Source organism: Mesorhizobium sp. WSM4817 (assembly GCF_055811135.1).
In genome coordinates, this window is the sequence record NZ_JBVVQQ010000005.1 from 159,900 (window position 1) to 184,949 (window position 25,050).

Genomic DNA, 25,050 nt, shown 5'->3' on the forward strand with positions numbered 1-25,050 from the left:
ACTTCCCCGAATCCCAGCAAACCGAAATTGATCGCGGCGAAGATAGTGGTCTAGCAGAAAGTCTCCAAATCACGGTTTCTTACTTTCTGTAACCGCGATCCGAACCGGATACGGTCTCATAACTCCTTGTTTTACAGGCACTTTTAGCGTTAACAGGCAAACAATTTCTTGTCTGCCTGTTAATAACTGTTACGGTCCGTTAACAGGTTAGTTGGCCTGGCGGCGCAGGAATGCCGGAATCTCCAGCTGATCGTCTTCCTGGACAGCCCTGCTCTGCGGCGTCAGCCGGCCCTGGTCGTCCAACTGGCCGCGGCGTGGCGCGTAAAGCTGCGGATCCTGGCTGGCAAGGCGGCGCACTTCGGGTGCCGCCTGGCGCAGTTTCGGCTCGCGCGGCTGCGCCGGCTGCAGCCGTGCAGGCTCTTCTTCGCGACGGGTAAGGCCGTTGGTCAGGCGCTTGAGCAGTCCCATCGGTCCGCTGTTCTCGTGGTCGGCCGGACGGCTTTTGGCTTCCACCTCGGCTTTCACCACCGGCGGAAAGTCCTCGACGCGCGGCATGCGCTGGGGCGCTGCCGGCTGAAGCACTTCACGCTGCGGCGCGGGCTGCATCGTTTGCTGAACCATTGGCTGCAGCATCGGCTGCGGCTGGGCCGGCGGCGCCTGGAAGATCTTGCTCTGCGGGCGGAAATCTTCCGCCTGGGAGGCCGGCGCGGGACGCGCCATCGCCGCCGCATTCGCCTCGGCGAGCTGGATTGCCTCGGCGACCGGATCGGCGGCGCGCGGCTCGTAGCCTCCCTGCTGGACAGGCGCCGGACGGCTTTCCGTGACCGGAGCGGCCGGACGGCTGACCGGCTTTGGCGGAGCCGTGCGGATGGCGATCGGCGCGGCAGCAATTTCTGCCGCCGATTTGTCGATGCCGGTAGCAACCACCGAGACGCGGATGACGCCTTCGAGATCCTCGTCGAAGGTCGCACCCAGGATGATGTTGGCTTCCTGGTCGACCTCCTCGCGAATTCGGGTCGCCGCCTCGTCGACTTCGAACAGGGTCAGGTCGCGGCCGCCGGTGATCGAGATCAACAACCCCTTGGCGCCCTTCATCGAGGTCTCGTCGAGCAGCGGATTGGCGATCGCGGCTTCGGCGGCGGCCATGGCGCGCCCCTCGCCGGAAGCTTCGCCCGTCCCCATCATCGCCTTGCCCATCTCGCGCATGACCGAGCGGACGTCGGCGAAGTCGAGGTTGATCAGCCCTTCCTTGACCATCAGGTCGGTGATGCAGGCGACGCCGGAATAGAGCACCTGGTCGGCCATGGCGAAAGCGTCGGCAAAGGTCGTCTTGTCATTGGCCAGCCGGAACAGGTTCTGGTTGGGGATGACGATGAGGGTATCGACGCATTTCTGCAATTCCTCGATGCCCAGATCCGCCGTCTTCATGCGGCGCTGGCCTTCGAAATGGAACGGCTTGGTGACGACGCCGACGGTGAGAATCCCCTTCTCGCGCGCCGCACGTGCAACGACCGGCGCGGCCCCCGTGCCGGTGCCGCCGCCCATGCCGGCAGTGACGAAGCACATATGGGTGTTGGAGAGATGATCGACGATCTCGTCAATGCATTCCTCCGCCGCGGCGCGTCCGACTTCCGGCTGCGACCCCGCACCCAGGCCCTCGGTGACATGCGCGCCGAGCTGGATCAGGCGATCCGCCTTGGACATGGTCAGCGCCTGCGCATCGGTATTGGCCACCACGAACTCGACGCCGCGCAAGCCGGCGGTGATCATGTTGTTGACGGCATTGCCGCCGCCGCCGCCGACACCGAACACGGTGATACGCGGCTTCAGCTCGGTGATGTCCGGCTTTTGCAGATTGATGGTCATTGTCTCCGTCCTTTGCCTTTCCCGCCGCTTCGCCGCTGCGGCCGCCTATGGGGCTGTCCCCGTCAATTTAAAAACTGTCTCTCAACCACTGACTCATTCGATGCAGTTTTCCGCCTGTTCCGGTCATCCTGAGACCAGAAATTCCCTTCGCAGGATGGCTCTCGAAATTCGCCATCTGCGGGTAGATCAGAAGCCCGACTGGCGTCGAGAAAGCCGGCCCCTTGGCCGCCTCCGGCAGGCCCGCTACACCGAGCGGACGGCCGATGCGCACATTGCGTCCGAGAATGCGGCGCGCTGCCTCGGGCAGGCCGGAAAGCTGGCTGGCGCCGCCGGTCAGCACGACGCGCTTGCCGGCCGCGTTGCCGTAGCCGGACCTGTTCAGCCGGTCGCGCAACAGTTCGAGCGTCTCGTCGATGCGCGCCCGGATGATGCGCGTCATCACCGAACGCGGGATCTGAAGCGGCACCTCGCCGTCCTCGCCGATCGGCTGTATCGAGACCAGGTCGCGGTCGTCGGCACTGCCGGGCAGCGCCGAGCCATGCATCACTTTCAGCCTCTCGGCGGCATCGAGCGAGGTTGACAGGCCCTTGGCCATGTCCAGCGTGACGTGGTTGCCGCCGATGGCGATGGCGTCGCCATGAACGAACTTGCCTTCCGAAAACATCGAGATCGTCGTGGTGCCGCCGCCCATGTCGATGCAGGCTGCGCCCATCTCGAGTTCGTCGTCGACCAGTGCGGCAAGACCGCTGGCATAGGGCGTCGCCACCATGCGCTCGACCGACAGGTGCGAACGGTTGATGCAAAGCTCCAGATTGCGCAACGGTGCCGCGTCACCCGTCAGCACGTGCATGTCGACGCCGAGCTGGACGCCGACCATGCCGCGCGGATCACGCACGCCGCGCTCGGCGTCCAGCGAAAAGCCGACGGGAAGCGAATGGATCACTTCGCGCTCGGCCCGCAGCGCCTGCTTGGCGCCGGCGGCAAGCACGCGCTTGATGTCGGCCTCGTCCGCCTCATGGCCGCCAAGGTTGATGGTTGCCGAGAAGCTTTCGCTCTTCAGCCGGCCGGCCGTCATGTTGACGATCAGCGAATCGACGGTCAGCCCGGCCATGCGCTCGGCGGCATCGACGGCAAGGCGGATGGCGTGCTCGGCCCTGTCGAGATCGATGACGACACCCGATTTCACGCCTTGCGATTTCTGGTGGCCGATGCCGATAACCTGTATGCGATGCGAGCGCCCGCGCAGCAGCATGCCGTCCTCGCGCGGCTTGAGCTTGGCCACCACGCAGCAGACCTTGCTCGAGCCGACATCCAGCACCGTCATGATGCCGGATCGGCGCGACGAGGCATCGCTGCTGCCGCCAAGCCAGCTCATATCTTCGTCTCCGGCTTGCGCTTCGGCATTTTCGGCTTTTCATTGAGCGCGGCCTGACGCTGCGTCGCCGCCTCCGGCGTCAACTGGACGACGAGGCGATCGGAAAGGCGCATGTCAACGGCGGCGATATCGCGCGTCAAAAGCCCGTTCTCTCGGTCCATCCTGAGCAGATCGGCGATCGCCTGGTCCTCGCCATCCTCGGGGAGCTTGACCGTGATGCCGTTTTCCAGCTTCAGGTCCCAACGTCGTTCGCCGATGCGGATGTAGCCTTTGATCCGTGCGGCAAGCTCTGGGTATTTCTTGATCCTGGCCAGGAAATCCGGCGCCTTGGCCGGGGCGCCGGTGCCGACGATCAGCGGCAGCAGCGACTGCTTGCCGCCGGAGAATGGCGCGATCACGGCGCCGGAGCGCTCGATGACCGAAAGCTCGCTGCCCTGCTGCCAGAGCGCGAAGGGCTCACGCTCCTCGATGCGCACCTCCAGCGTGTGCGGATAGACCTTGCGTACCGCCGCAACCTCGACCCAGGGCAGCGTGGCGATGCGTTCCCGCGCGGCTTCGGCATCGAAGCCGATCAGCGACGTCCAGCCATCGAGCTGCATCCTGTCGAGAATATCGATCTCGGAGGTTGCGCGGTTGCCGACGACCTTGATCTGGTCGACGGCAAAGCCCGTGCGCGCGGTGATGCCCTGGACGATAGCGTCGACATGCCCGCCGAGATAGGCGCCATAGGCACTGCCCGATACGAGCAGCGCCGCCGACAGCACGGCTGCGGAAAACGGCGGCACCTCGAAGTCGTCCTCGCCCAGACGCGCCAGCATGCGCGCCGGCCGGCGAAGCAGGCGCGGCAGCACGAAATGGTCGAACGACAACGCCACGCTGAACAGCGTCGGCCCGGCCGCGCCCTTCCCCTTGCCCTGTCCCCACCTCAACGCAGACACGAAGCGTCCTCCACCACCCAACTCAACAAATCGCCGAACGAGTGTCCCGCCTGCGCGGCGATCTCTGGCACCAAGGATGTCGGCGTCATGCCGGGCTGAGTGTTGACCTCGAGCCAGACAATTTCGCCGTTCTCGGAGTGTCGATCATCATAACGGAAGTCCGACCGGGAAACGCCCCGGCAGCCGATGGCTTGGTGAGCCCTGAGCGTCAGTGTCTGTATTTTTTGGTAAATATTCGGTGAAATTTTTGCAGGGCATTCGTGTTTTGATCCGCCCGCGACGTATTTTGAATCATAGTCGTAGAAGGAATGGCCGGTCGGGATGATCTCGCAGACGCCAAGCGCCACATCGCCCATCACCGCACAGGTCAACTCCCGCCCGTGCACATAGCGCTCCGCCATGACGGTATCGCCATACTTCCAGTCGGACGAACCGATGACCTGCGGCGGATGCGACTGCCCTTCGTGCACGATGACGACGCCGAAGCTCGACCCCTCATTGACCGGCTTGACGACGTAAGGCGGCTTCATCGGATGCTTGTTCTGGATGGCGAAGCGATTGACCACCTTCGATTCGGCGACCGGAATGCCGACAGACTTGGCGATCTTCTTGGCTTGCTCCTTGTTCATGGCAAGCGCCGAGGCGAGCACGCCGGAATGGGTGTAGGGGATGGCAAGATATTCGAGGATGCCCTGGATGGTGCCGTCCTCGCCGAAAGGACCATGCAGCGCATTGAAGACAACATCAGGCTTGAGCTCGGCCAGCACCGATCCAACATCGCGCGAGACGTCGACGCGAGTGACCTGGTAACCTTCCGTCTCGAGCGCATCGGCACAGGCTTTCCCCGAAGACAAGGACACGGGCCGCTCGGACGAGAATCCACCCAGAAGGACGGCCACGTGCTTGCTTTTCATTTCCCGTCATTCCCTATCACGGCGGGCCCTTTCACGGCGGGTCTGCATCTCACACGCCCCGGAAAGGGCATACACTCAAACGCTCGGAGCAGCCCCTGCTCTGACGATTTCTGCAACATCGAGTCCCAAGCCTCCCGGCAGGCAGCCCCTGACGGAAAAACGCTGGTGACGCGTCGAAACGACTCAAATCAGGAAACGCTTCAGGGCAGAGAATCAGAGAGTTGAATCGCTGGCAAGTCCTTACGATTCCGCGAGATTCACTTTCCGCAAAAACGGCTGCGAAAACTGTGTGTTGAGTCCTTACAGCAACTGTCCGAGGAATTCCTGGACCTCGTGCCCTGGCCGGAACTTGCCGATGCGCTTGATTTCCCAATGCAGCCGGATGCCCGACCGTTCTAGCACGCGCGCGCGCACCGTCTCGCCAAGATATTCAAGGTCGTAGCCGGTCGCGGTTCCCGTGTTGATCATGAAGTTGCAATGCATCGGCGACATCTGCGCACCGCCGATCATCAGCCCCCGACAGCCCGCTCTGTCGATCTCCTTCCAGGCCGAGGTGCCCTCCGGATTCTTGAAGGTCGAGCCGCCGGTCTTTTCGCGGATCGGCTGCACGGTCTCGCGATGATGCTGGACGGCGTCCATTGCCGCCTTGATCGCGGCCTTGTCTGCCAAAACGCCTTCGAACACCGCTGATGTGAAGATCAGCCCGGCAGGTGCTGCCGAATGGCGATAGGCGTAGCCCATATCGGCGTTGCTCAGCGTATGCACATTGCCCTTGCGGTCGAGCGCCCGCACCTCGACAACGCGCTCGCGCGTCTCGACGCCATTGGCGCCGGCATTCATCCTCAGCGCACCGCCGATGGCGCCCGGAATGCCGTGGTAAAACTCAAAGCCGCCTATGCCAGCCTGATAGGCGACAGCGGCAAGGCGTTTGTCGGGCGTCGCCGCGCCCGCCTTGATCGTGGTCGGCGCAATCACTTCGGCTTCGCCAAAGCCCTTGGCCGAAAGCCGGATGACGAAGCCCGCAATACCGCCGTCACGGACAAGCAGGTTCGAGCCGATACCGACGGTGGTCAGCGGTATCTCTTCGGGCACTGCCCCCAGGAACGCAGCGAGATCGTCTTCGTCGGCCGGCTGGAACAGCGCGTCGGCCAGCCCGCCGGCGCGGAACCAGGTGATCTTGTCCATCTCGGCATTGGGCGTGATGCGGCCGCGCAGGCCGGCAAGCCGGCCGCCAAGCTTGTCGATCAATGCCTGGCCACGCATCATGAGGCAGTACCGCCGAGTTCCCTGGGCAGCGCGTAGGCCCATTGCGTGATGTTGCCGGCACCGAGGAAGACGATGAAATCGCCTGGTTTGGCCAGGTCGCGGATAACCGGCGCAATCGCCGCGGGGCCTTCGATGTAGCGCGCGTCGCGATGGCCGCCGGAGCGGATGCGCGACACCAATGCCTCGGACGTCACCCCGTCGATCGGCTCTTCGCCTGCCGCATAGACCGGCGCCACCATCACCGTGTCGGCATCGTTGAAGCAGACGGAAAACTCGTCGAACAGGTCGTGAAGCCGGGTGAAGCGGTGTGGCTGGGCAATCGCGATGACGCGGCCCTTGGTGGCATCGCGCGCCGCCTTGAGAACCGCCGTGATCTCGACCGGATGGTGGCCGTAATCATCGAACACATCGACGCCGTTCCACGAACCGGTACGGGTGAAGCGCCGCTTGACGCCGGCGAAGGACGACAGGCCCTTCCTGATCGCCTCGGCCGAAAGGCCGAGCTCATGCGCGACGGCGATCGCCGCCGTCGCATTGGCGACGTTGTGACGGCCGGGCATCGGCAGGCGCAGGCCTGATATCGTCGACTGGCCGCCGGTCTTGCGGTCGCGGATCACCACGTCGAATTCCGAGGTCGGGCCATCCATGCGGTGATTGATGAAACGCACGTCGGCCTGTGCGTTCTCGCCATAGGTGATGACGCGCCGGTCCTCGATGCGGCTGACCAGCGCCTGCACCTCCGGATGGTCGGTGCACATGACGCCGAAGCCGTAGAACGGCACGTTTTCGACGAACTGGCGAAAGGCCTCGCGCACCTTGTCGAAGGAGCCGTAATGGTCGAGATGTTCGGGATCGATGTTGGTGACGACGGCAATCTCGGCCGGCAGCTTCAGGAACGTGCCGTCGCTCTCGTCGGCCTCCACCACCATCCATTCGCCATCGCCCATGCGGGCGTTGGTGCCGTAGGCATTGATGATGCCGCCATTGATCACGGTCGGATCGAGCCCGCCGGCCTCGAGCAGCGTCGCCACCATCGAGGTCGTCGTCGTCTTGCCATGCGTGCCGCCGATGGCCACCGCCTGCCGGAAGCGCATCAGTTCGGCCAGCATCTCGGCGCGACGGACGATGGGAAGCAGTTTCTCGCGTGCCGCCTTCAGCTCCGGATTGGATTTCTTGATCGCCGTCGAGACGACGACCACTTCGGCATCGCCGATATTGTCGGCATGATGACCGACAAAGCACTCGATGCCCTTGTCGCGCAGCCGCTGCACATTGGCGCTGTCGGCCTGGTCGGACCCCTGCACCTGGTAGCCGAGATTATGCAGCACCTCGGCGATGCCGCTCATGCCGATACCGCCGATGCCGATGAAATGCACGAGGCCGATCGTCTGCGGCATCTTCATGCGTGCGTCTCCTTCCTGAATTCCGATACGCTTTTCTTCGACGCAATAGCCTCTGTCAGATCGGCGAGCAACCGTGCCGCGTCCGGTTTTCCGGCCGATTTCGCCGCCGCTGCCATTGTGGTCAGCCGCTCCGGATCGTCCATCAGCGCTCCGACCAGCGCGGCGATGCGCTCGGAGGAAAGCGTCGATTGCGGATGCACTTCGGCGCCGCCTGCCGCGGCCAATGCCGCAGCATTGGCGGCCTGGTCGTGGTCGAGCGCATGCGGATAGGGCACCAGCAGCGCCGGCCGGCCGATCACCGCGATTTCCGATACGGTCGATGCGCCGGATCGTGACATCACCAGGTGCGCCGCAGCCATGCGCGCCGCCATGTCGGTGAAGAAGGGCGACACCTCAGCCTCGACGCCAAGGACGGCATAGGCCGCCTTCACCCGCTCGACATCGTCGGCACGCGCCTGCTGGGTGATATCAAGCCGCTTGCGTTGTGCATCGGAAAGCTGTCGAACCGCCGCCGGCACCGCATCGGAAAAGAACTGTGCGCCCTGGCTGCCGCCGAACACCAGGAAGCGGAACCGCTGCTCCCCGGTCGACGCCGCATAGGGCGTCTTTGCCGCCTCCAGCACTTGCGGCCTGACCGGATTGCCGGTCGTCACCGTCTTGGCGCCTGCAGCGCTTGAATCTTCTGGCAAAAACCCGCCGGCGATGGCATCGACACGGCCGGCGAGCGCCCGGTTGGCGCGCCCCATCACCGCGTTCTGCTCGTGGATCAGCGTCGGCACCTTGCGCCGCGTCGCCGCATAGAGCGGCGGCAGCGTCGGATAGCCGCCGAAACCGACCACCACGGCTGGCTTGACCCGGCCGATCACGGCCGATGCCTGCCGCACGCCGCCCCAGATCTTCCAGAAGGCGGCGAGCACGGCGAAAGGATTTTTCGAGCCGATAGTCGCCGACTGGATCGGATGGATACCCGCGGCCGGGAACTGGCCGGCAAAACGCTCGGCACGATCATCGGCGGCCAGATGCACCGTCCAGCCGCGCCTGATCAGCTCGTGCGCCAGCGCCTCGGCCGGGAAGAGATGCCCGCCCGTGCCGCCGGCCGCCAAAAGGATCGCGCCCCTCGACATTTCACTCCGCCGGCATGGCGCGCTGCGATGGCGCGAAGCCCAACTGCTTGCGCTTTTCCGGCCGCTTGCGCGTCAGCGCCAGCACCATGCCCATCGAGATGGCGATGGCGATCTGCGAAGAGCCGCCATAGGAGATGAACGGCAAGGTCATGCCCTTGGCCGGCATCAGCTGCAGATTGACGGCCATGTTGATGACCGACTGCAGACCGAAGACCGTGACCAGGCCGCCGACCGCATAGCGTGTGAAATCGTCCTGCTCCTTGAGCGCGGTGCCGAGGCCGCGCAGCACGATGAAGGCGAAGATGATCATGATGAAGAAGCACATGATCAGTCCGAACTCCTCGCCGGCCACCGAGTAGACGAAATCGGCATGGCTGTCGGGTATCACCCGCTTGACGGTGCCCTCGCCCGGCCCGACGCCGAACCAGCCGCCATTGATCAGCGCATCGCGGCCCATGTCGACCTGGAACGTGTCGCCCTCGCCGGTCATGAAGCGATCGATGCGGCCGGCGACATGCGGGAACACGGTGTAGGCGGCAAACACGCCGCCGACGCCGACAGCGCCCAGCGCGATGATCCACAGCCATGGCAGCCCGGCCATGAAGAACATCACCCCCCAGGTGCCGAGCACCAGCATGGTCTGGCCGAAATCGGGCTGCGCCACCAGCAGCGAGATGACGAGGGCCAGCAGCAGCATGGCGAACAGATTGCCTGGAATGTCGGGCTGGCGCTTGTGTTCGGCAAACAGCCAGGCGCAGATGACGACGAAGGCAGGCTTCAGGAATTCCGACGGCTGCAGCGACACCCCGGCGAGCGACACCCAGCGACGCGCGCCCTTCACCTCGACGCCGATGTAGAGCACCGCCAACATCAGCACCAGCGTGATGCACAGCATCGCCAGGGCCATGCGCCTGATCTGCCGCGATTCCAGGAAGGAGACGGCCAGCATCACGCCAAGTGCGGGAATGGTGAAGATGATCTGCCTCGTGGCGAAGTGGAAACTGTCCAGGCCGATGCGCTGGGCCACCGCCGGGCTTGCCGCGAAGGACAGCACGATGCCGAGCCCCATCAGCGACAGGAACGCAGCCAGGAACCAGCGATCGATCGTCCACCACCAAGTTGCAACCGGGCTTTTGTCGAGACGGCTTTGCATTATCGTGCCCCTCCGATGAGCTTCACGCCATCAATAGTGCTCGCAGCTTGCCTGAAGGCTTCGCCGCGCACTTCGAAATTCTTGAACTGGTCGAAACTGGCGCAGGCCGGTGAAAGCAGCACCACCACCTCGCCGTTGCAGTCGTCCCTGGCCGCGTCGCTTGCCGCATGCTCGACAGCTGCCGCCAGAGTGCCGGAGATCTCGTAGGGCACCGCCTCGCCAAGCGTCGCCGAGAAGGCTGGTGCGGCCTCGCCGATCAGATAGGCCTTGGCGATGCGCGGAAAGAGGCCGCGCAACGGCTCGATGCCACCCTCTTTCGGCAACCCGCCGGCGATCCAGTAGATGCGCGAAAAGGAGGACAATGCGGGCGCAGCCGCATCGGCATTGGTCGCCTTGGAATCGTTGATGAACAGCACATGGCCCTTGCGGCCGACCTGCTCCATACGGTGCGCCAGCCCGGGAAAGCTCTCCAGCCCCGACTGGATCTCGCCCAGATCGAGCCCGACCTTGAGGCAGGCGGCGAGAGCGGCCAGCGCATTCTGCGCATTGTGCTGGCCGCGCAGCGAGCCGATGCCTTCGAGAAAGGCGACCCGGCTGTAACGGCCGTGCACCGCCTCCATCAGATCGGTGCCCTCGGCGAAATAGCCGTCGGTCAGCGGCAGGCGCTTCGAAATGCGAATGACGTGCCGGCCTGCCCGCTCGAGCCGGTCGGCGAGCTGGGCGCACCAGGAATCGTCGACGCCGACGATGGCCGTTTCGCTGCCGGCCGTCAGCCGCTCCTTGATCGCGGCGTAGTGCTGCATCGTGCCATGACGGTCGAGATGATCGGGCGTCAGGTTGAGCAGGACGCCGGCAGTCGGATTGATCGAGGGCGCCAGGTCTATCTGGTAGGACGAGCATTCCACGACATAATGCCGCCCCGGCTCCGGCGGATCGAGCGTCATCACCGCGCGGCCGATATTGCCGCCCATCTGCGTGTCGCGTCCGGCCGATTTCAGGATATGCGCCGTCAGCGCCGTGGTCGTCGATTTGCCGTTGGTGCCGGTTATGGCGACGAAGGGTGCAGCCGGCGCCAGTAAGGTCCGCTGCCGGCAGAACAGCTCGATGTCGCCAATGATCTCGACGCCTGAAGCGCGCGCCAGTTCCACTGTCCAGTGCGGCTTCGGATGCGTCAGCGGCACGCCGGGCGACAGCACGACGGCCGAGAATTTCGCCCAGTCGGCGCCACGCAGGTCGCCGGTCGCGATACCGAGGGCCGCCGCATTGGCGACACTGCCGGGATTGTCGTCCCAGGCGAGCACCTCCGCCCCGCCCTCGATCAACGCGCGCGCAGTGGCGATCCCCGAGCCGCCGAGCCCGAAGAGTGAAACGCGCTTGCCTGCGAAGGATGCGGCGGGGATCAAGCGGCCTCCTATCGCAGCTTGAGGGTCGACAGGCCGACCAGAGCCAGGATGACGGCGATGATCCAGAAGCGGATCACCACCTGGCTTTCGGTCCAGCCGAGCTTTTCGAAATGATGGTGGATCGGCGCCATCAGGAATACCCGCTTGCCGGTCATCTTGAAGTAGCCGACCTGGATGATGACCGACAGGATCTCGACAACGAACAGGCCGCCGACGATGACCAGCACGATCTCGTGCTTGGTGGCAACCGCAACCGTGCCGATCAGGCCGCCAAGCGCCAGCGAGCCGGTATCGCCCATGAAGATCGCCGCCGGCGGTGCGTTGAACCACAGGAAGCCGAGGCCGGCGCCGATCACTGCGCCGAGGACCACCGCCAATTCACCGGTGCCGGGCACGAAATGGATCTGCAAATACTCGGCGAACACCGCATTGCCGGACAGGTAGGCGATGACGCCGAAGGACGCCGCCGCGATCATGATCGGCACGATCGCAAGGCCGTCGAGGCCATCGGTCAGGTTCACCGCGTTGCCGGCGCCGACGATGACGAAGCACGAGAACGGGATGAAGAACCAGCCGAGATTGATGAGGAACTCCTTGGCGAAGGGGAAGGTCAGCGACGATGAGAACGGCGCCTGGCCATTGTGCATGATCACCCAGGCGGCGATGCCGGCGATGACGAATTCAAGCCCCAGCCGCGCCTTGCCAGAGAAGCCGAGATGCGATTGCTTCGTCACCTTGAGATAATCGTCGTAGAACCCGATCGAGCCGAAACCCAGGGTCACCAGCAGCACCACCCAGACATAGATGCTGGACAGGTTCGCCCACAACAGCGACGAGCCGATGATGCCGCACAGGATCATCAGCCCGCCCATGGTCGGCGTGCCGGCTTTCTTGAAATGCGTCTGTGGCCCGTCGGCGCGGATCGGCTGGCCCTTGCCCTGCCGCAGCCTCAGCGAATTGATAATGGCCGGGCCGAAGATGAAGACGATCAGCGCCGCGGTGATCAGCGCGCCGCCGGTGCGGAAGGTTATGTAGCGGAAGACGTTGAAGACCGAGATCTTGTCCGCGAATTCGACGAGCAGTGTGAACATGCGATTCGGTCCCCGGACCTGGCTCTAGGTCTGTTTGGCGGTTGCGGCTGCCGCCGGAAATTTGCTGAGCAGTGCGTCGACCAATTTGGAAAACCCGATGCCTTTCGACGATTTGATCATCACCACGTCGCCCGGCTTCAGTGCCGACAGAAGCACCAGTTTCAGATCCTCTGCGCCGGCGCGATATTCTGTCTCGATCTCATCAGGCAGGATATCGGCCAGCGCCCGCATTTGCGGGCCGGCAAGAAACACCGTGCGCGTGTCGGTGCCGACGATGAGATCGGCAAGGGCGGCGTGCAGCTTCGCCGAATGGTCGCCGAGCTCGAGCATGTCGCCGAGCACCGCGATGCGCCTGCCTTCGCCCGACACCGGCGTCGCGTTGAGCAGCGCCATTGCTGCGCTCATCGACGCCGGATTGGCGTTGTAGCTCTCGTCGATCAGCGTGATCGGACCTTTCGGGTGGCGCAGCACATGGCGCTTGCCGCGTCCGCGTTCGGCCGAAAGATCGGCCAGCGCCGGCGCCACCCTGGCGATGTCGGCGCCGACCAGGTGCGCGGCGCCCAGCACGGCCAGCACATTCTGCACCATGTGTCGGCCCGGCGCGCCGACCCTGGCGGTGATCTCCTGACCGCCGATCTTGGCAGTGATGACGGAATGATCGGCATGCAGCGCGCATGTCAGCAGCTTGAAGGTCGCACGGGCATTCTCGCCAAAGCCGTAGATGTGCTCGACGCCGGCGGCTCTCGCCATCTTGTCCAGAAGCTTCCAGCGCGGGTCGTCGCGGTTGAGAAGGACGGCGCCGTCCGGTTCCAGTCCTTCGAAAATCTCGGCCTTGGCCCTGGCGATCTCGTCCAGGTTGCGGAAGAAGCCGAGATGTGCCGCGGCGATCAGCGTGACGATGGCGACATGCGGCCGGACCATCCTGGCCAGTGGCCGGACCTCGTCAGGATGGTTCATGCCGATCTCGAACACGGCATAGTCGCAATCCACAGGCAGCCGCGCCAGCGTCAGCGGCACGCCCCAGTGGTTGTTGAAAGACTGCGCCGATGCGTGCACCTTGCCGACTACGGACAGCACATGGCGCAGCGCTTCCTTGGTGGTGGTCTTGCCCGCCGAACCGGTCACCGCGATGATCTTGGCATTCGAGCGCGCGCGCGCGGCCAGCCCCAGCTTTTCCAGCGCGGCCAAGACGTCCTGCACGACGATCATCGGCGCCGTCAGCCGCCCGAGCGACGGCAACTTGCCCTCAGCGACGACCAGCACGCCGGCGCCGGCCTTGATGGCGGCGGTCGCGAAATCATGGCCGTCCATCGCCTCGCCCTTGATCGCGAAGAAAGCATCGCCCGGCTCAAGGCTGCGGCTGTCGATCGAGATGCCGCCGATACCCTCCGGCATCGGACCGAGCGGTCGTCCGCCCATGGCGGCGACGAGATCCTCTGACGTCCACAGGAAGCTCATGCGGCGTGCTCCTGGAGCGCGGCGCGGACTTCCTCATGGTCTGAAAAATGCAGCGTCTCGGCGCCGACGGTCTGGCCTTCCTCATGCCCCTTGCCGGCCACGATCAGCGTATCGCCGGCATGGAGCATGGCGACTGCCTCGTGGATCGCCTTGCGCCGGTCACCGATCTCGATGCCGCCGGGTGCAGCGGCAAGAATCGCGGCACGGATCGTTTCGGGCACTTCCGAGCGCGGATTGTCGTCGGTGACGATGACGACATCGGCGAGCCGCGTGGCGATCTCGCCCATGATCGGACGCTTGCCACGGTCGCGGTCGCCGCCGCAGCCGAACACGACGATGACGCGGCCGGTGGTGAACGGCCGCACCGAAGCCAACACGTTTTCCAGCGCGTCCGGCTTGTGCGCGTAATCGACATAGACCGGCGCACCGTTGGCAGCGGTGCCAACAAGGTCCAGCCGGCCCGGGGCGCCCTTCAATTTCTCCAACGCCATCAGGGCTTTGGCGGCAGGGGTTCCAGTAGAAATGGCGAGGCCCGCCGAAACCAGGGCATTGGCGATCTGGAAATCGCCGGCCAGCGGCAGGTCGATCTCGTGGAGAACGCCATCGACTTCCACCTCGGCACGCTGGCGGTGGCGCTCGTGCTCGACCCGCTTCAGTGTCAGGAACTCGCCGTGGCGGCCGACCGTCAGCACATCCAGTCCCGCGGCCCTTGCCGCCTGGATCGTCGGCTCCGACCAGGGATCGTCGGCAAAGATGACGGCCGGCGCGCCCTTCGGCAGCAGCGAGTAAAACAGGCGCAGCTTGGCGCGATGATAGTCCTCGACTGTCGGATGATAGTCCATATGATCGCGGCCGAGATTGGTGAACCCGCCGGCTGCGAGTTTCACGCCGTCAAGCCGGCGCTGATCGAGACCATGGCTGGAGGCCTCCATCGATGCGTGGGTGACGCCGGCATCCGCCAGTTCGCGCAGCAGCCTGTGCAGGTCGACCGGGTCGGGGGTGGTCAGCGAGCCGTACTCGTTGCGGCCCGGCGCCACCACGCCGGTCGTGCCGATCGAAGCAGCGGCAAAGCCTGACTGCTCCCAGATCTGCCTGGTGAAAGCCGCAACCGATGTCTTGCCGCTGGTGCCGGTCACCGCGACCATGGTTTGCGGCTGCCTGCCGAAGTAGCGGGCCGCACTCAGCGCCAGCGCCAGGCGCGGATCGTCGACGGCGAAAACCGGCACCGGCAGTCCGGTGACGGCGCCGCTGCCCTTGCCGGTCACGATCGCTGCGGCGCCGCGCTTGGCGGCATCGGCGGAATAGGCCGCGCCATCGGTCTTGGTGCCAGCGAGCGCGAAGAAGACCACGCCCGGTCCTACCTGGCGGGAATCCGAAGAAATCCCGGTAACCTCCGTATCGAAGGAAGCTGTCCCCTCGACAGGCAGGATACCGGCTAGGTCTTTCAGCTTCATCGAACCCCGTTCATAGCAACAAAATAGCGCGCAGTTGCCGGCGCGCCCTCAGAATCACTGATAGGAAACCAGCGTTGCGCCATTTTCATGGCTGAAATCTGGCTTCACGCCAAGCATGGAAGCCGAACGTCGGATAATGTTTGCAGCCATGGCGCCTGCATTCGAGGCGGCCGTCGCACCCATGCCGGGTTTTTCCGGCTTCGGTTCGTCGGCGATGGTAAGCACGATGTATTGCGGATCGTCCATCGGGAACGCCGCGACGAAGGCGTTGAAGTTCTTGTCCTTTGAGTAGCGACCGTTGACAACCTTCTCGGCCGTTCCCGTCTTGCCGCCGACGCGATAACCTGGGACCCTGGCGTTCCTGCCTGAGCCTTTCTCGGCATTGAGTGCATAGAGATAGCGCATGTTCTCGGATGTCTTGTCGCTGACGACTTTCTTGGCCACCGACATCGCCTGTTCCTGCGCCCGTCTCAGGAATGTCGGCTGGATCAGATAGCCGCCGTTCATCAGCGCGGCACAGCCGACCGCCGTCTGCAGCGGCGTCGTCGACACACCGTGACCAAAGGCGATGGTGATCGAATGGACCTGTTTCCAGACTTTTGGCTCGGTCGGGCGGGCGACCTCAGGCAGTTCCGTCTGCATTCTCTCGAGGATGCCCAGGCGATGCAGGAATTCGCGGTGCCCCTCGATGCCGACCGCTTCAGCTTCCTTGGCCGAACCGATGTTGGACGAATAGATGAACACTTCGGGCACCGACAGCACCCGGGACTTGCCATGAAAATCATGGATGGTCTGGCGGCCGATCCTGATCGGGCGCGTAGCGTCGAAACGGCTTTCCAGCGTCACTTTGCCGGAATCGAGCGCCATGGCGGTGGTAAAGCTCTTCAAGGTCGAGCCCATCTCGTAGAGCCCGGCCGACATGCGGTTCAAGCGGTCCTTGTCGTGCGCATTATAGGGGTTGTTCGGATCGAAATCCGGAACCGAGGCCATCGCGACCACTTCGCCGGTCTTGACATTGAGAACGACGGCGCCCGCCGCGATTGCACGGTATTTTTCCATGCCGGTGGCGACCTCGTCACGCACGATATGCTGGACGCGCAGGTCGATCGAGAGCTGCACCGGCTTCAGATCCTTGGCCACCGCCAGGCCGGACGCCTGAAGATCGCTCAGCCCCTGTTCGTCGATGTATTTCTCCATGCCGGAGATGCCCTGATTGTCGATGTTGGTGAGGCCGACAATGTAGGACGAGGTTTCGCCGGCCGGGTAGAAGCGGCGCTTTTCGGTGCGGAAGCCGATGCCCGGAATGCCGAGCTGCAGAATCTCCGATTGTTGCTTGGGCGTCAGTTGCCGCTGCAGCCAGACGAAGCCGGCGCCGCTCTTCAGCTTGTGATAGGTCTGCTCGTAGTCGATTTCGGGAAGCACCGTCGCCAGTTTTTCGATCGCCTCGTCGGCGTCGACAATGCGGCGCGGTTCGGCAAACAGCGACGCCGTCTTGATGTCGGTCGCCAGAACTTCGCCGTTGCGGTCGACGATGTCGGGCCGCGACGCCGTCACCCGGCTCTGCGGACCGCCGGACAGGTCGGGGTTCTGGAAACCGAGATAGACCAGCCGCCCGGTGATGGTCAGATAGATGCCGAAAAACACCGCCATCGTCATCACGACGCGGGTCCTGCCCTTGCCGCCGGTCGCCTTGCGGGCGCCTTCGACCACAATCGATCCGTCGTCGCCGGACTTGGCGCGGCGCGTCAGCAGACTGGTGATCACTGGAAGTCTGGCGATCATTGGACGATGCCTCCGGTGACCACGGGGTCGTTGCCCATCGGTTCCTTGCTGGAACTGTCGGCCATGCCGCCCAGCCGCTCGGACGAAAGGTCCTCGATGGTGAGGGGTTTTGCCGGCAGATCGTCCAGCCCGATGATCTGGCGGGCGCTGACCGGCTCGAGCTCGAGTTGCGATTTATAGGTCTCGGCCAGCTTTTGCAGGCGCGACGGTTGGGTAAGCAGGCTCCAGTCCGCCTTGAGGAGATCGATCGTATCCTCCTCGTAGCGGATCTGCGCCTGGATCTTGTGCACCGCCGCCAATTGTTCCTCGGCCTCGCGCTTGGTCTTGAAGGTCAAGGCCGCGGCCGAAACCATGACGGCGATAAGGACTATGTCGCTGGTACGAAACACGTGCTCACCTCTCTCCCGGCCGCTCGCCACCGGGAAGTTTTGGATCAGGAAGTTTTGGAAGCCCGAAAATCGAAAAATCGCCGGCGCGCGCCGGCGCGTCGGTGCGGATCGCCGCGCGCAGCCTTGCCGAGCGCGCCCGCGGATTGGCCGATATCTCGGCCTCACCGGGCGTCACGCCGCTGCCCACCTTTTTGAAGGTGGCGCTGCGCGCCTGCGCCTCGGGCAGGTGCCGCGATCCGGTCGCCGCATCGGCGCGATCGGCGATGAAGCGCTTGACGATGCGGTCTTCCAGGGAATGGAACGTCACCACGGCCAGCCGTCCGCCCGGTTTCAGCACGCGTTCAGCCGCAAACAGCGCTTTGGCCAGTTCGCCGAGTTCGTCATTGACGAAAATGCGCAGCGCCTGGAAGACGCGGGTCGCTGGATGGATCTTGTCCTTCGGCGCGCGGCCGATATGCGTCTCAATGGCGTCTGCAAGGTCGAGCGTGCGCTCGAACGGATGTTTTTCGCGACGGCTTTCAATCATGCGGGCGATGCGGCCGGCATGGCGCTCTTCGCCAAGAAACCCGAAGATGCGGGCAAGATCGCCCACCTTGAAAGAGTTGACGACATCGGCGGCGCTGAGGCCAGCCTGCGCCATGCGCATATCGAGCGGTCCGTCGGCACGGAACGAAAAACCGCGCTCCGCCTGATCGATCTGCATGGAGGAGATGCCGATGTCGAGCACGACGCCGTCAGCGCTTTCGACATGCTCGTCCAATGTCGAGAACGGCGCCTGGACGAGCCGGAGCCTGCCGCCCGATTGTTGCTCGAGAACACGACCGGCAGCAATCGCATCCGGATCGCGGTCGATCGCGACAACCGAGGCGCCTCTCGCCAGAATGGCTTTGGAGTAGCCGCCGGCGCCGAATGTGCCGTCGACGACCACCTCGCCCGTCGTGGGCGAAAGCGCCTCCAGCACTTCGACAAGGAGGACCGGAATGTGACGGGCCGGTCCGCCAACGGCGTGAGGGTCATCGCCGTAGCCCGCCATCATTCCGGCCGCTCCCCAGGCTTCGTCCCCTGCCGAAGCTGCAAAAGCCGGGCGCGTGCTTCCGCCCCATAGGCGGTGAGCCGTCCAGGTTCCCAGATCTGAAAGAAATTGCCGCGGCCGACAAAAGCCACTTCCGCGGAAATGCCGGTATGCTCGCGGATGAAATCGGTCATCGAGATGCGGCCGTCCTGATCGAGCTTGAGAAAGGTTCCATCGCCATGGCAGAAGAACGACATGTCGTCCGAGGTCTGCAGGAAGGGGTCTTCCTGTGCGATGCGCTGCTCGTAGCGGTCGAGCAGGTCGAGCCCGCCGACATCCATCGCCGGACGGTCCAGGCAGCGCAGCGCATAGAGTTCCGAATAACCGCGCTTCTGCACAACCGCACGGAAATGCGCTGGAACGGACACCCGCCCCTTCGCATCGATCCTGTTCACCGCGCTTGACAGAAACCGGTCCATTACGCGTTACGGCCGCTTGCACCGCCGCACCCCTCTGCATCTTCCCGCCCGCGCCGCCGCAGCGCGGTCCCTGCCCAAAACTCACTTCGTTCCAAAAGGCAAAAACAGGCGAACGCGCAGCCGCCGCGGCTGCCCGATTGGCGTACGCTTCACCCTGACGCGGAACGAAGGCTTGAATATCTGAATGGGATATCATGGGGTACTATGGGCGTCAACGGGAATAGGCTTCACAAAACGCGCGCCACAACCGATGAGGGCAGCTTTGACGGCACTCCCGTGTTTATGCTCCATTAAGCCTAACGAAGCGTTTAGAGCGGTTTGGCCTAACCGGAGGCGGCTTGCCGCGGAGCGCCACCACGCATAGCGTCGGCCTGTCTTTTCTCGGTCAGAAACAGGTTCTTTTCTCGGTCAGAAGGTTGAAAATGCATGTCCGAAACAGCCAAATCGCGCGCGGCCACCCTTGCCCATTTGCGTGGCGTCAAGCTCGCCAAGGGCGACCCGGTCTCGCTGCCGCTGACAATGACGACCACTTTCCATCTGCCCGGCAATCCGGCCGGCGTCAGCCAGTACGGGCGCTACGACAATCCGACATGGGAAGCGGTGGAAGACATGCTCGGCCACCTCGAGGACGCGCCGTCCGTAGCGTTCCCGTCGGGCATGGCCGCGATCGCGGCGGTCTTCTTCGCGCTGCTCAAGGCGGGCGATCGCATCCTGTTGCCGTCCGACGGTTACTACACGCCGCGCCTGCTTGCCGAGCGCTTCCTCAAACCTTTCGACGTCCCGTTCGACACACGACCGACCAAGTCCTTTGTGGACGGCGGTTTTTCCGGCTACCGGCTGGTGTTCGTCGAGACCCCATCCAATCCCGGGCTGGACATTTGCGACCTGGCCGGCGTGGCGCGCCTTGCGCACGAGGCCGGCGCGCTGGTCGTCGCCGACAACACCACGATGACGCCTTACGGTCAGCGCCCGCTCGACCTCGGCGCCGATATCGTCGTTGCTGCTGACACAAAAGCGCCCAATGGCCATTCCGACGCGCTGTTCGGCCATGTCGCCAGCCGTGACGCCGGCATCATCACCGCCATCCGCGAGTGGCGCAAACTGTCGGGCTCCATCCCCGGACCATTCGAAGCCTGGCTGGTCCATCGAGGCCTCGAGACGCTGGAGGTCCGCTTCGACCGCATGTGCAAATCGGCCGAACTGATCGCCCGACGCCTGACAGATCATCGGGCCGTGAAATCCGTCCGCTTTCCTGGACTGGAGGATGACCCTTCACACAATCTGGCGACCACCCAGATGGAGCGTTTCGGCTTCCTTGTCGGCCTCGACTTGGGGAGTGAAGCCAGGGCCGAAGCGTTCATCGGCGCCTGCGCCCTGATCCAGCCGGCGACCTCCTTCGGCGGCGTCCACTCTTCGGCCGAGCGGCGCGCCCGTTGGGGTGATGCGGTGCCGCCCGGCTTTGTTCGCCTGTCGGTCGGCTGCGAGCCGGTGGAAGCGCTTTGGCATGCGATCGAGGCGTCACTGGACGGCGTCGACGGTTGAGCGAACCGATCTCGAAGCCAGATCGTCGGCTTCGATACTGCGCCGGCCATGCAGCACACGCAGGATCTCGACTGCATCCGCGCCGACACGGTACAAGGTGAGGTGATCGCCGACGACCAAATGGCGGATGCCGGGCGCAATGTCTTCCCGCGGTGCGCCCGAGAAAGGATGCAGGGTCAGCAAATCCCAACGCCTCTCCAGGATATTCACGAGGCGGATCGCCGCATCAGGGTTGTGTTCGGCAATGTAGTCGCCGATACGTTCGAGGTCGATTAATGCCTGAGGAAGCAGGCGGTATTTCACTCCTCAAGGCCTTTGGCCTCGGCCATTTTCAGATATTTGGCGCGCAGTCGTTCCATGATTGGCGGGCCGTCCAGCGCCGGTCCGCTGTCGATCCCCTCCTGCACCAGCTTGCGCAACTCCTCGACCGTGTAGCCGTGCAAGTCACGGCGGTCCTTCCATTGCCTGAGTGCGTCGCGGATCACCTCGCTCGCCGAAGCATATTCGCCGGCGGCGACCACATCGTCGACCGCCGCCGCCAATTCCGGCGAAAGCGTGATGCTGCGTTTGTCGACCTGACCCATGGTGCGCTCCTGATACCGCCCGTACTAATGCATGTCGCGCAAAAGTGTGCAGCGGTTCTGCGATAACGACATGCATAAACAACAACCTAAAGCGCGTCGCGAGAGGACGGTCGAACGCGACGCGCTTTAGAAAAGTACGATTTAATCGCACCAGTTTCAAGAAACGCTTGCTCCATGCACAGCCCAGTAAAAGCTGATTCAGTCAATGAAGCGCCTGAACCAGCAAGCGCGCCCGAAGACGCAACCTGCTGATATCAGGGAGTTTCCCCCCAAGAATCTGGACGAAAACGTAGAATCTGGACGAAAATTGCCAGCTGGCCTGTAAGCCGGGTTCTGTATGGCCCTCGCCCCTTGCGGCGCGAGAACGTGGCGGCCATTCATCTTGGGCGCATGTTGCCATGCGCCTCACGCAACCTACCCGGGCGGTGAGCCGGAAACAGCCCTCGAGGGTTTCCCCTCGCACCGCCCCTATTCGGTCTTGCTCCCGGTGGGGTTTACCGTGCCGCTCCTGTTGCCAGTCGCGCGGTGGGCTCTTACCCCACCCTTTCACCCTTACCACGACGGATCGTGGCGGTTTGCTTTCTGTGGCACTTTCCCTAGGGTCGCCCCCGCCGGCCATTAACCGGCACCGTGTCTCCATGGAGCCCGGACTTTCCTCACCCGCAGCCTTTCGGCTTCGCGGGTGCGGCCGCCCGGCCAGCTGGCAAGGCGTATAAAGGGATTCACATTCGAAAACGCAAACAAAAAAGCAGGTCCCGGTCTATTACGCCGGCGCTCCAAGCGCGGCCAGTTGCACTTTGACCTTGCCGCAATAGGCCGCTGAAATCGGGTTCATCCGCTTGGCGCCATGGCCGGCATTGTACTTCAGGATCGTGCCGCAAGTCGTGCCGTCGCCGAGGTTGCGCGCCATGGCGAGGTATTTCATGCCGTATTTGATGTTGGTCTCGGGATCGTGGAGATCCTTGATCGAGCCGCTGTAACCCATCATCCGCGCCGTCGACGGCTTGATCTGCATCAGGCCGATCTCACCGGCGCGGCCGACCTGGTTCGGCTGAAACCTGCTCTCGATCATGATGACGGCCTTGGCGAGCGAGATCGGCACACCATTGCTGGCCGCATGACGCTCGATGATCGTCGAATACTGGCCGCTATCGCCAGCGGCCGCCGGCTTCGGCGCCGCCGCCCGGCTTTGCCGGCCGATCGACGCCGTCGTCGCCTGGTCGATGCGGGTCCTGTTGCGCTTCACATGCCGCTTGGAGACTGCCTTCTTTGCAAGGACTGGCTTCTTTGCAACGACTGCCTTCTTTGCAGAGACCTTTTCCGCCTTTGCGGATGCTGGCTTTTTCGCTTTCACCGCAGCAACTTTTTTCGCCTTTGCCGAGGCTGTCCTTTTTTCTCCGGCATCTTGCCCGGCTTTCGGCGTGGCAGTCTTATCGGACGCGGTCATGAAACCCTGGTCGGCCCGCTGGCTCAAAGGCGCGCCATTGGCCGCACCGATGGCAAAAGTCATTACGCCGGCAGCAACAGCTGCCGTTAAAACGGTCAATTTCTGCATGGGATCCTGTTCTGTTTGAACCGCGCGAAGAACTTCACGCAGCTACGCCAATCAACGTCGGAACATTTGGGGCTGTAGGTCCGACAACTTGCACGGATCGCCTTTGACGGTCGAATTGGCGGCAAAAAAGGCGGGGCAAGTCACTTTAAATGACAGGCTGTAACTTACAGCCAGGAAAAGACTACTTGGACGGAACTGCCCTCACCGAGCCAAGCAGCCGTTCCAGCGTGCGAATTGTCGATCCGTCGGCCACGCCATCCACTTTGCGTTGCCGGAAATGCCTCTGGAAAGCCTCGACCACGATTTCAGTTTGCCGATCGAAAGCGCCTGATATCTCCACGCCATAACCGTAGAGCGCCAGTATCGACTGCAACGCCTCGACCTCGGCAGACGCGTCGCCGGCCTTCAGCACCGCGCCGCGCCTGACGGGTGCCGCTTCGACAAGATGGCCGACACCGGCCTCGAACAGGGCCTTCCAGGGGAATCTCTCGCCCGGGTCGATCTTGCGTCCCGGCGCCACGTCGGAATGGGCGAGCACCCGTTGAGCCGGGATGGAATGGCGCTGAACAATCCCCTTGCACAGGCCGATCAGGGCATCGATCTGCCGTTTCGGAAAATTCCGGTAGCCCAGCGAATGTCCCGGATTGACGATCTCGATGCCGACCGAACAGGAGTTGATGTCGCTTCGTCCGAACCAGGAACTCTTGCCGGCATGCCAGGCACGGTCGCTTTCCCTGACCATCTGGACGATGCGGCCGTCCTCATGGACGAGGTAGTGCGACGAAACCTCGCTGGCCGGATCGCACAGCCATGCTTCGGCGCCGGCGCCGGTCTCCATGCCGGTGTAGTGCAGCACGATCATGTCGACCGTCTCGCGTCGTGGACCGAAATTCGGCGATACCCTGACCTCGGCGCTCGGCTCGTCGGGCAGGAAGCCGCTCATGCGTGCCGCAGGCCCCGTTCGATCATCTCATAGGCCGCGTTGATCGCCGCTATCCTGCTGGTTGCGATCTTGATGAATTCCTGCGGCAGGCCGCGTGCGATCAGCCGGTCGGGATGGTTGTCCGAAACCAGCTTGCGGTAACGCTTCCTGACCTCCTCGAAGGTTTTTCCCCGCTCGATGCCGAGCACGACATACGGATCGGCCGCACCCAGATCGACGTGCCGGGCCAGAATGCTCTGGTAATGCGCCTCCTCGATCCGGAAGATCTCGGCGATGCGATGCAGGAACTGACCTTCGCGCTCGTGGACCAGCCCGTCGGCCTTGGCGATATGGAAAAGCCCGTCGAGAATGTCCTCCAGCATCGCGCAGTTCGAATGGCCGGAGCCGCAAAGCTGCGCCATGCGCGCGGCATAGGTCTCGAAGCCGGCGATGTCGCGCTTGGCCAGATCGTAGAGCCGCGCTACATTGCGCGTCTGCTCCTTCGGCACTTCGAATATCTGCTGGAAGGCGCGCACCTCGTCCTGGGTGACGATGCCGTCGGCCTTGGCCATCTTGGCCGACAGCGCGATCATCGCCACCGAGAAAGCGACGCGCCGGCGCAGGTCAGGGTCGCCGGAGAAAACCGTGCGCACAGCCTCGACCACGTCGGCGACGCCGGACGAGGTTGAGGACGAAACGCGGGTGATGAAGTCGCCGAGGCGATCCCAAATCGACATGGGCACCTATTAGGGCTAACTGGCCGCCGCTATCAAGCCCACCGCTATCAAGCTGGAAGCCAATGCCGCAGGGCCGGCCCAGCCGATTTCGCGGCCGCCTGAGCAGCCGGCGCAACCGTCGATCATGGAAATTAGCTGGCAGCAGGGGCGTAGCAAGCCTTCGTCACCTCGCCATTTCGGCCCCTTCTGCTGGGCCAAAAAGTGACAGGCGACCAAGCTTGCGGCGGCGACCGCAAGAAGATTGTCCTGAAGTCAGAAGGCCGGCACGATGCCGGCCTTCTGTTCATCACATAAGAATTACTGCGCCGGCGCAGATGGCTGTGCCGGAGCCGGCTCGGCCGGCTTGGTCGCGTCGGGAGCCGGCTGCATCGGCTGTTCGTTCGCCGGCGGATTGGTGCTCTGCGTGGTGGTGGCGTCCCCGCCCGTGCCGCTGTCGCTGCAAGCCGCAACGCCAAGCAGGGCAAGCGCCGAAACCGACGCAAGAATGAGTTTCTTCATGACATCTCTCCTCTAATCACGCCCCCTCTACCGGTGACGATCGAGGGCAGAATGCACCAAATGCCCCATGGGTTTCATAACGTTGCATTTCCGTATGTAACATCA

At 63.7% G+C, this 25,050-nt stretch carries 23 protein-coding genes and 1 other RNA gene; 1 reads left to right on the plus strand and 23 read right to left on the minus strand.

All coding sequences use genetic code 11. The annotated features are described in order from the left end of the window. Positions 1-207: 207 nt before the first annotated feature. The 16 genes from ftsZ to mraZ form a co-directional block, all read right to left on the minus strand. Positions 208-1,866, minus strand: a complete 1,659-nt coding sequence (gene ftsZ / locus AC0L2K_RS09550; RefSeq protein ID WP_023798745.1) for a cell division protein FtsZ — start codon at positions 1,864-1,866, stop codon at positions 208-210. 67 nt (positions 1,867-1,933) lie between these two features. Further along, positions 1,934-3,241: a cell division protein FtsA gene (gene ftsA / locus AC0L2K_RS09555; RefSeq protein ID WP_473531210.1), complete on the minus strand. Its 1,308-nt coding sequence runs from the start codon at positions 3,239-3,241 to the stop codon at positions 1,934-1,936. Continuing rightward, the gene (locus AC0L2K_RS09560) at positions 3,238-4,179 is read right to left on the minus strand and encodes a cell division protein FtsQ/DivIB (RefSeq protein ID WP_473531211.1); all 942 of its coding nucleotides are present in this window, start codon (positions 4,177-4,179) and stop codon (positions 3,238-3,240) included. The genes ftsA and AC0L2K_RS09560 overlap by 4 nt, the downstream gene beginning before the upstream one ends. Beyond that, the gene (locus AC0L2K_RS09565; protein ID WP_473531212.1) at positions 4,167-5,093 is read right to left on the minus strand and encodes a D-alanine--D-alanine ligase; all 927 of its coding nucleotides are present in this window, start codon (positions 5,091-5,093) and stop codon (positions 4,167-4,169) included. Before AC0L2K_RS09565 ends, AC0L2K_RS09560 begins: the two co-directional genes overlap by 13 nt. A gap of 300 nt (positions 5,094-5,393) precedes the next feature. Beyond that, positions 5,394-6,359 (minus strand): UDP-N-acetylmuramate dehydrogenase, encoded by a 966-nt coding sequence (gene murB / locus AC0L2K_RS09570; protein WP_128167162.1) that lies wholly within the window; start codon positions 6,357-6,359, stop codon positions 5,394-5,396. Then, positions 6,356-7,762 carry a UDP-N-acetylmuramate--L-alanine ligase gene (gene murC, locus AC0L2K_RS09575; RefSeq protein ID WP_023798740.1) on the minus strand — a complete coding sequence of 469 codons (1,407 nt, stop codon included), beginning with the start codon at positions 7,760-7,762 and terminating at the stop codon, positions 6,356-6,358. The genes murB and murC overlap by 4 nt, the downstream gene beginning before the upstream one ends. Further along, a complete protein-coding gene (gene murG / locus AC0L2K_RS09580) occupies positions 7,759-8,886 on the minus strand; it encodes an undecaprenyldiphospho-muramoylpentapeptide beta-N-acetylglucosaminyltransferase (protein WP_287259789.1) in 1,128 nt (375 codons plus the stop codon). Before murG ends, murC begins: the two co-directional genes overlap by 4 nt. A gap of 1 nt (position 8,887) precedes the next feature. Next, positions 8,888-10,039 carry a putative lipid II flippase FtsW gene (ftsW, locus tag AC0L2K_RS09585; RefSeq protein WP_287343229.1) on the minus strand — a complete coding sequence of 384 codons (1,152 nt, stop codon included), beginning with the start codon at positions 10,037-10,039 and terminating at the stop codon, positions 8,888-8,890. Then, positions 10,039-11,442, minus strand: a complete 1,404-nt coding sequence (murD, locus tag AC0L2K_RS09590) for a UDP-N-acetylmuramoyl-L-alanine--D-glutamate ligase (RefSeq protein WP_473531213.1) — start codon at positions 11,440-11,442, stop codon at positions 10,039-10,041. Before murD ends, ftsW begins: the two co-directional genes overlap by 1 nt. An 8-nt stretch (positions 11,443-11,450) precedes the next feature. Continuing rightward, on the minus strand, positions 11,451-12,533 hold the full coding sequence (mraY, locus tag AC0L2K_RS09595) for a phospho-N-acetylmuramoyl-pentapeptide-transferase (RefSeq protein WP_023798736.1): 1,083 nt from the start codon (positions 12,531-12,533) through the stop codon (positions 11,451-11,453). Positions 12,534-12,557: 24 nt separating this feature from the next. Beyond that, positions 12,558-13,991: a UDP-N-acetylmuramoylalanyl-D-glutamyl-2,6-diaminopimelate--D-alanyl-D-alanine ligase gene (locus tag AC0L2K_RS09600; RefSeq protein WP_128167168.1), complete on the minus strand. Its 1,434-nt coding sequence runs from the start codon at positions 13,989-13,991 to the stop codon at positions 12,558-12,560. Beyond that, positions 13,988-15,445 (minus strand): UDP-N-acetylmuramoyl-L-alanyl-D-glutamate--2,6-diaminopimelate ligase, encoded by a 1,458-nt coding sequence (locus AC0L2K_RS09605; protein ID WP_128174190.1) that lies wholly within the window; start codon positions 15,443-15,445, stop codon positions 13,988-13,990. Before AC0L2K_RS09605 ends, AC0L2K_RS09600 begins: the two co-directional genes overlap by 4 nt. Positions 15,446-15,499: 54 nt before the next feature. Then, the gene (locus tag AC0L2K_RS09610) at positions 15,500-17,227 is read right to left on the minus strand and encodes a peptidoglycan D,D-transpeptidase FtsI family protein (protein ID WP_287173517.1); all 1,728 of its coding nucleotides are present in this window, start codon (positions 17,225-17,227) and stop codon (positions 15,500-15,502) included. Next, positions 17,224-17,616, minus strand: a complete 393-nt coding sequence (gene ftsL, locus AC0L2K_RS09615; protein ID WP_023798732.1) for a cell division protein FtsL — start codon at positions 17,614-17,616, stop codon at positions 17,224-17,226. Before ftsL ends, AC0L2K_RS09610 begins: the two co-directional genes overlap by 4 nt. A gap of 4 nt (positions 17,617-17,620) precedes the next feature. Beyond that, complete coding sequence (gene rsmH, locus AC0L2K_RS09620; protein ID WP_473531214.1) at positions 17,621-18,652, minus strand: 16S rRNA (cytosine(1402)-N(4))-methyltransferase RsmH; 1,032 nt, start codon at positions 18,650-18,652, stop codon at positions 17,621-17,623. Continuing rightward, positions 18,649-19,107: a division/cell wall cluster transcriptional repressor MraZ gene (gene mraZ / locus AC0L2K_RS09625; RefSeq protein ID WP_023798730.1), complete on the minus strand. Its 459-nt coding sequence runs from the start codon at positions 19,105-19,107 to the stop codon at positions 18,649-18,651. Before mraZ ends, rsmH begins: the two co-directional genes overlap by 4 nt. Before the next feature lie 426 nt (positions 19,108-19,533). On the opposite strand from mraZ, the gene AC0L2K_RS09630 reads away from it, so the two are divergent. Then, a complete protein-coding gene (locus AC0L2K_RS09630; RefSeq protein WP_128167173.1) occupies positions 19,534-20,649 on the plus strand; it encodes a cystathionine gamma-lyase in 1,116 nt (371 codons plus the stop codon). Here the strand turns inward: AC0L2K_RS09630 and AC0L2K_RS09635 are convergent. From AC0L2K_RS09635 to AC0L2K_RS09665, 7 genes are all read right to left on the minus strand, one after another. Further along, positions 20,626-20,952: a type II toxin-antitoxin system RelE/ParE family toxin gene (locus AC0L2K_RS09635; RefSeq protein WP_128167175.1), complete on the minus strand. Its 327-nt coding sequence runs from the start codon at positions 20,950-20,952 to the stop codon at positions 20,626-20,628. The two genes, AC0L2K_RS09630 and AC0L2K_RS09635, sit on opposite strands and share 24 nt — an antisense overlap. Continuing rightward, the gene (locus AC0L2K_RS09640) at positions 20,949-21,233 is read right to left on the minus strand and encodes a type II toxin-antitoxin system ParD family antitoxin (protein ID WP_027153799.1); all 285 of its coding nucleotides are present in this window, start codon (positions 21,231-21,233) and stop codon (positions 20,949-20,951) included. Before AC0L2K_RS09640 ends, AC0L2K_RS09635 begins: the two co-directional genes overlap by 4 nt. Before the next feature lie 306 nt (positions 21,234-21,539). After that, positions 21,540-21,937, minus strand: an RNA gene (rnpB, locus tag AC0L2K_RS09645) — RNase P RNA component class A. A gap of 59 nt (positions 21,938-21,996) precedes the next feature. Further along, complete coding sequence (locus AC0L2K_RS09650; protein ID WP_473531215.1) at positions 21,997-22,788, minus strand: lytic transglycosylase domain-containing protein; 792 nt, start codon at positions 22,786-22,788, stop codon at positions 21,997-21,999. A 181-nt stretch (positions 22,789-22,969) separates the two neighbouring features. Further along, positions 22,970-23,731 carry an N-acetylmuramoyl-L-alanine amidase gene (locus AC0L2K_RS09655; RefSeq protein ID WP_128167179.1) on the minus strand — a complete coding sequence of 254 codons (762 nt, stop codon included), beginning with the start codon at positions 23,729-23,731 and terminating at the stop codon, positions 22,970-22,972. Next, positions 23,728-24,447, minus strand: coding sequence for a J domain-containing protein (locus tag AC0L2K_RS09660; RefSeq protein ID WP_023798724.1), 720 nt, complete (start codon positions 24,445-24,447; stop codon positions 23,728-23,730). Before AC0L2K_RS09660 ends, AC0L2K_RS09655 begins: the two co-directional genes overlap by 4 nt. A 297-nt stretch (positions 24,448-24,744) precedes the next feature. Continuing rightward, a complete protein-coding gene (locus AC0L2K_RS09665) occupies positions 24,745-24,945 on the minus strand; it encodes a hypothetical protein (protein WP_023798723.1) in 201 nt (66 codons plus the stop codon). Positions 24,946-25,050: the final 105 nt, after the last annotated feature.

Coding starts and splice junctions, on each gene's coding strand:
- ftsZ (WP_023798745.1), bottom strand. CDS start 1,866: ATGACCATCAATCTGCAAAAGCCGGACATCACCGAGCTGAAGCCGCGT.
- ftsA (WP_473531210.1), bottom strand. CDS start 3,241: ATGAGCTGGCTTGGCGGCAGCAGCGATGCCTCGTCGCGCCGATCCGGC.
- AC0L2K_RS09565 (WP_473531212.1), bottom strand. CDS start 5,093: ATGAAAAGCAAGCACGTGGCCGTCCTTCTGGGTGGATTCTCGTCCGAG.
- murB (WP_128167162.1), bottom strand. CDS start 6,359: ATGATGCGTGGCCAGGCATTGATCGACAAGCTTGGCGGCCGGCTTGCC.
- murC (WP_023798740.1), bottom strand. CDS start 7,762: ATGAAGATGCCGCAGACGATCGGCCTCGTGCATTTCATCGGCATCGGC.
- murG (WP_287259789.1), bottom strand. CDS start 8,886: ATGTCGAGGGGCGCGATCCTTTTGGCGGCCGGCGGCACGGGCGGGCAT.
- ftsW (WP_287343229.1), bottom strand. CDS start 10,039: ATGCAAAGCCGTCTCGACAAAAGCCCGGTTGCAACTTGGTGGTGGACG.
- mraY (WP_023798736.1), bottom strand. CDS start 12,533: ATGTTCACACTGCTCGTCGAATTCGCGGACAAGATCTCGGTCTTCAAC.
- AC0L2K_RS09600 (WP_128167168.1), bottom strand. CDS start 13,991: ATGAGCTTCCTGTGGACGTCAGAGGATCTCGTCGCCGCCATGGGCGGA.
- AC0L2K_RS09605 (WP_128174190.1), bottom strand. CDS start 15,445: ATGAAGCTGAAAGACCTAGCCGGTATCCTGCCTGTCGAGGGGACAGCT.
- AC0L2K_RS09610 (WP_287173517.1), bottom strand. CDS start 17,227: ATGATCGCCAGACTTCCAGTGATCACCAGTCTGCTGACGCGCCGCGCC.
- rsmH (WP_473531214.1), bottom strand. CDS start 18,652: ATGATGGCGGGCTACGGCGATGACCCTCACGCCGTTGGCGGACCGGCC.
- mraZ (WP_023798730.1), bottom strand. CDS start 19,107: ATGGACCGGTTTCTGTCAAGCGCGGTGAACAGGATCGATGCGAAGGGG.
- AC0L2K_RS09630 (WP_128167173.1), top strand. CDS start 19,534: ATGTCCGAAACAGCCAAATCGCGCGCGGCCACCCTTGCCCATTTGCGT.
- AC0L2K_RS09640 (WP_027153799.1), bottom strand. CDS start 21,233: ATGGGTCAGGTCGACAAACGCAGCATCACGCTTTCGCCGGAATTGGCG.
- AC0L2K_RS09650 (WP_473531215.1), bottom strand. CDS start 22,788: ATGCAGAAATTGACCGTTTTAACGGCAGCTGTTGCTGCCGGCGTAATG.
- AC0L2K_RS09655 (WP_128167179.1), bottom strand. CDS start 23,731: ATGAGCGGCTTCCTGCCCGACGAGCCGAGCGCCGAGGTCAGGGTATCG.
- AC0L2K_RS09660 (WP_023798724.1), bottom strand. CDS start 24,447: ATGTCGATTTGGGATCGCCTCGGCGACTTCATCACCCGCGTTTCGTCC.
- AC0L2K_RS09665 (WP_023798723.1), bottom strand. CDS start 24,945: ATGAAGAAACTCATTCTTGCGTCGGTTTCGGCGCTTGCCCTGCTTGGC.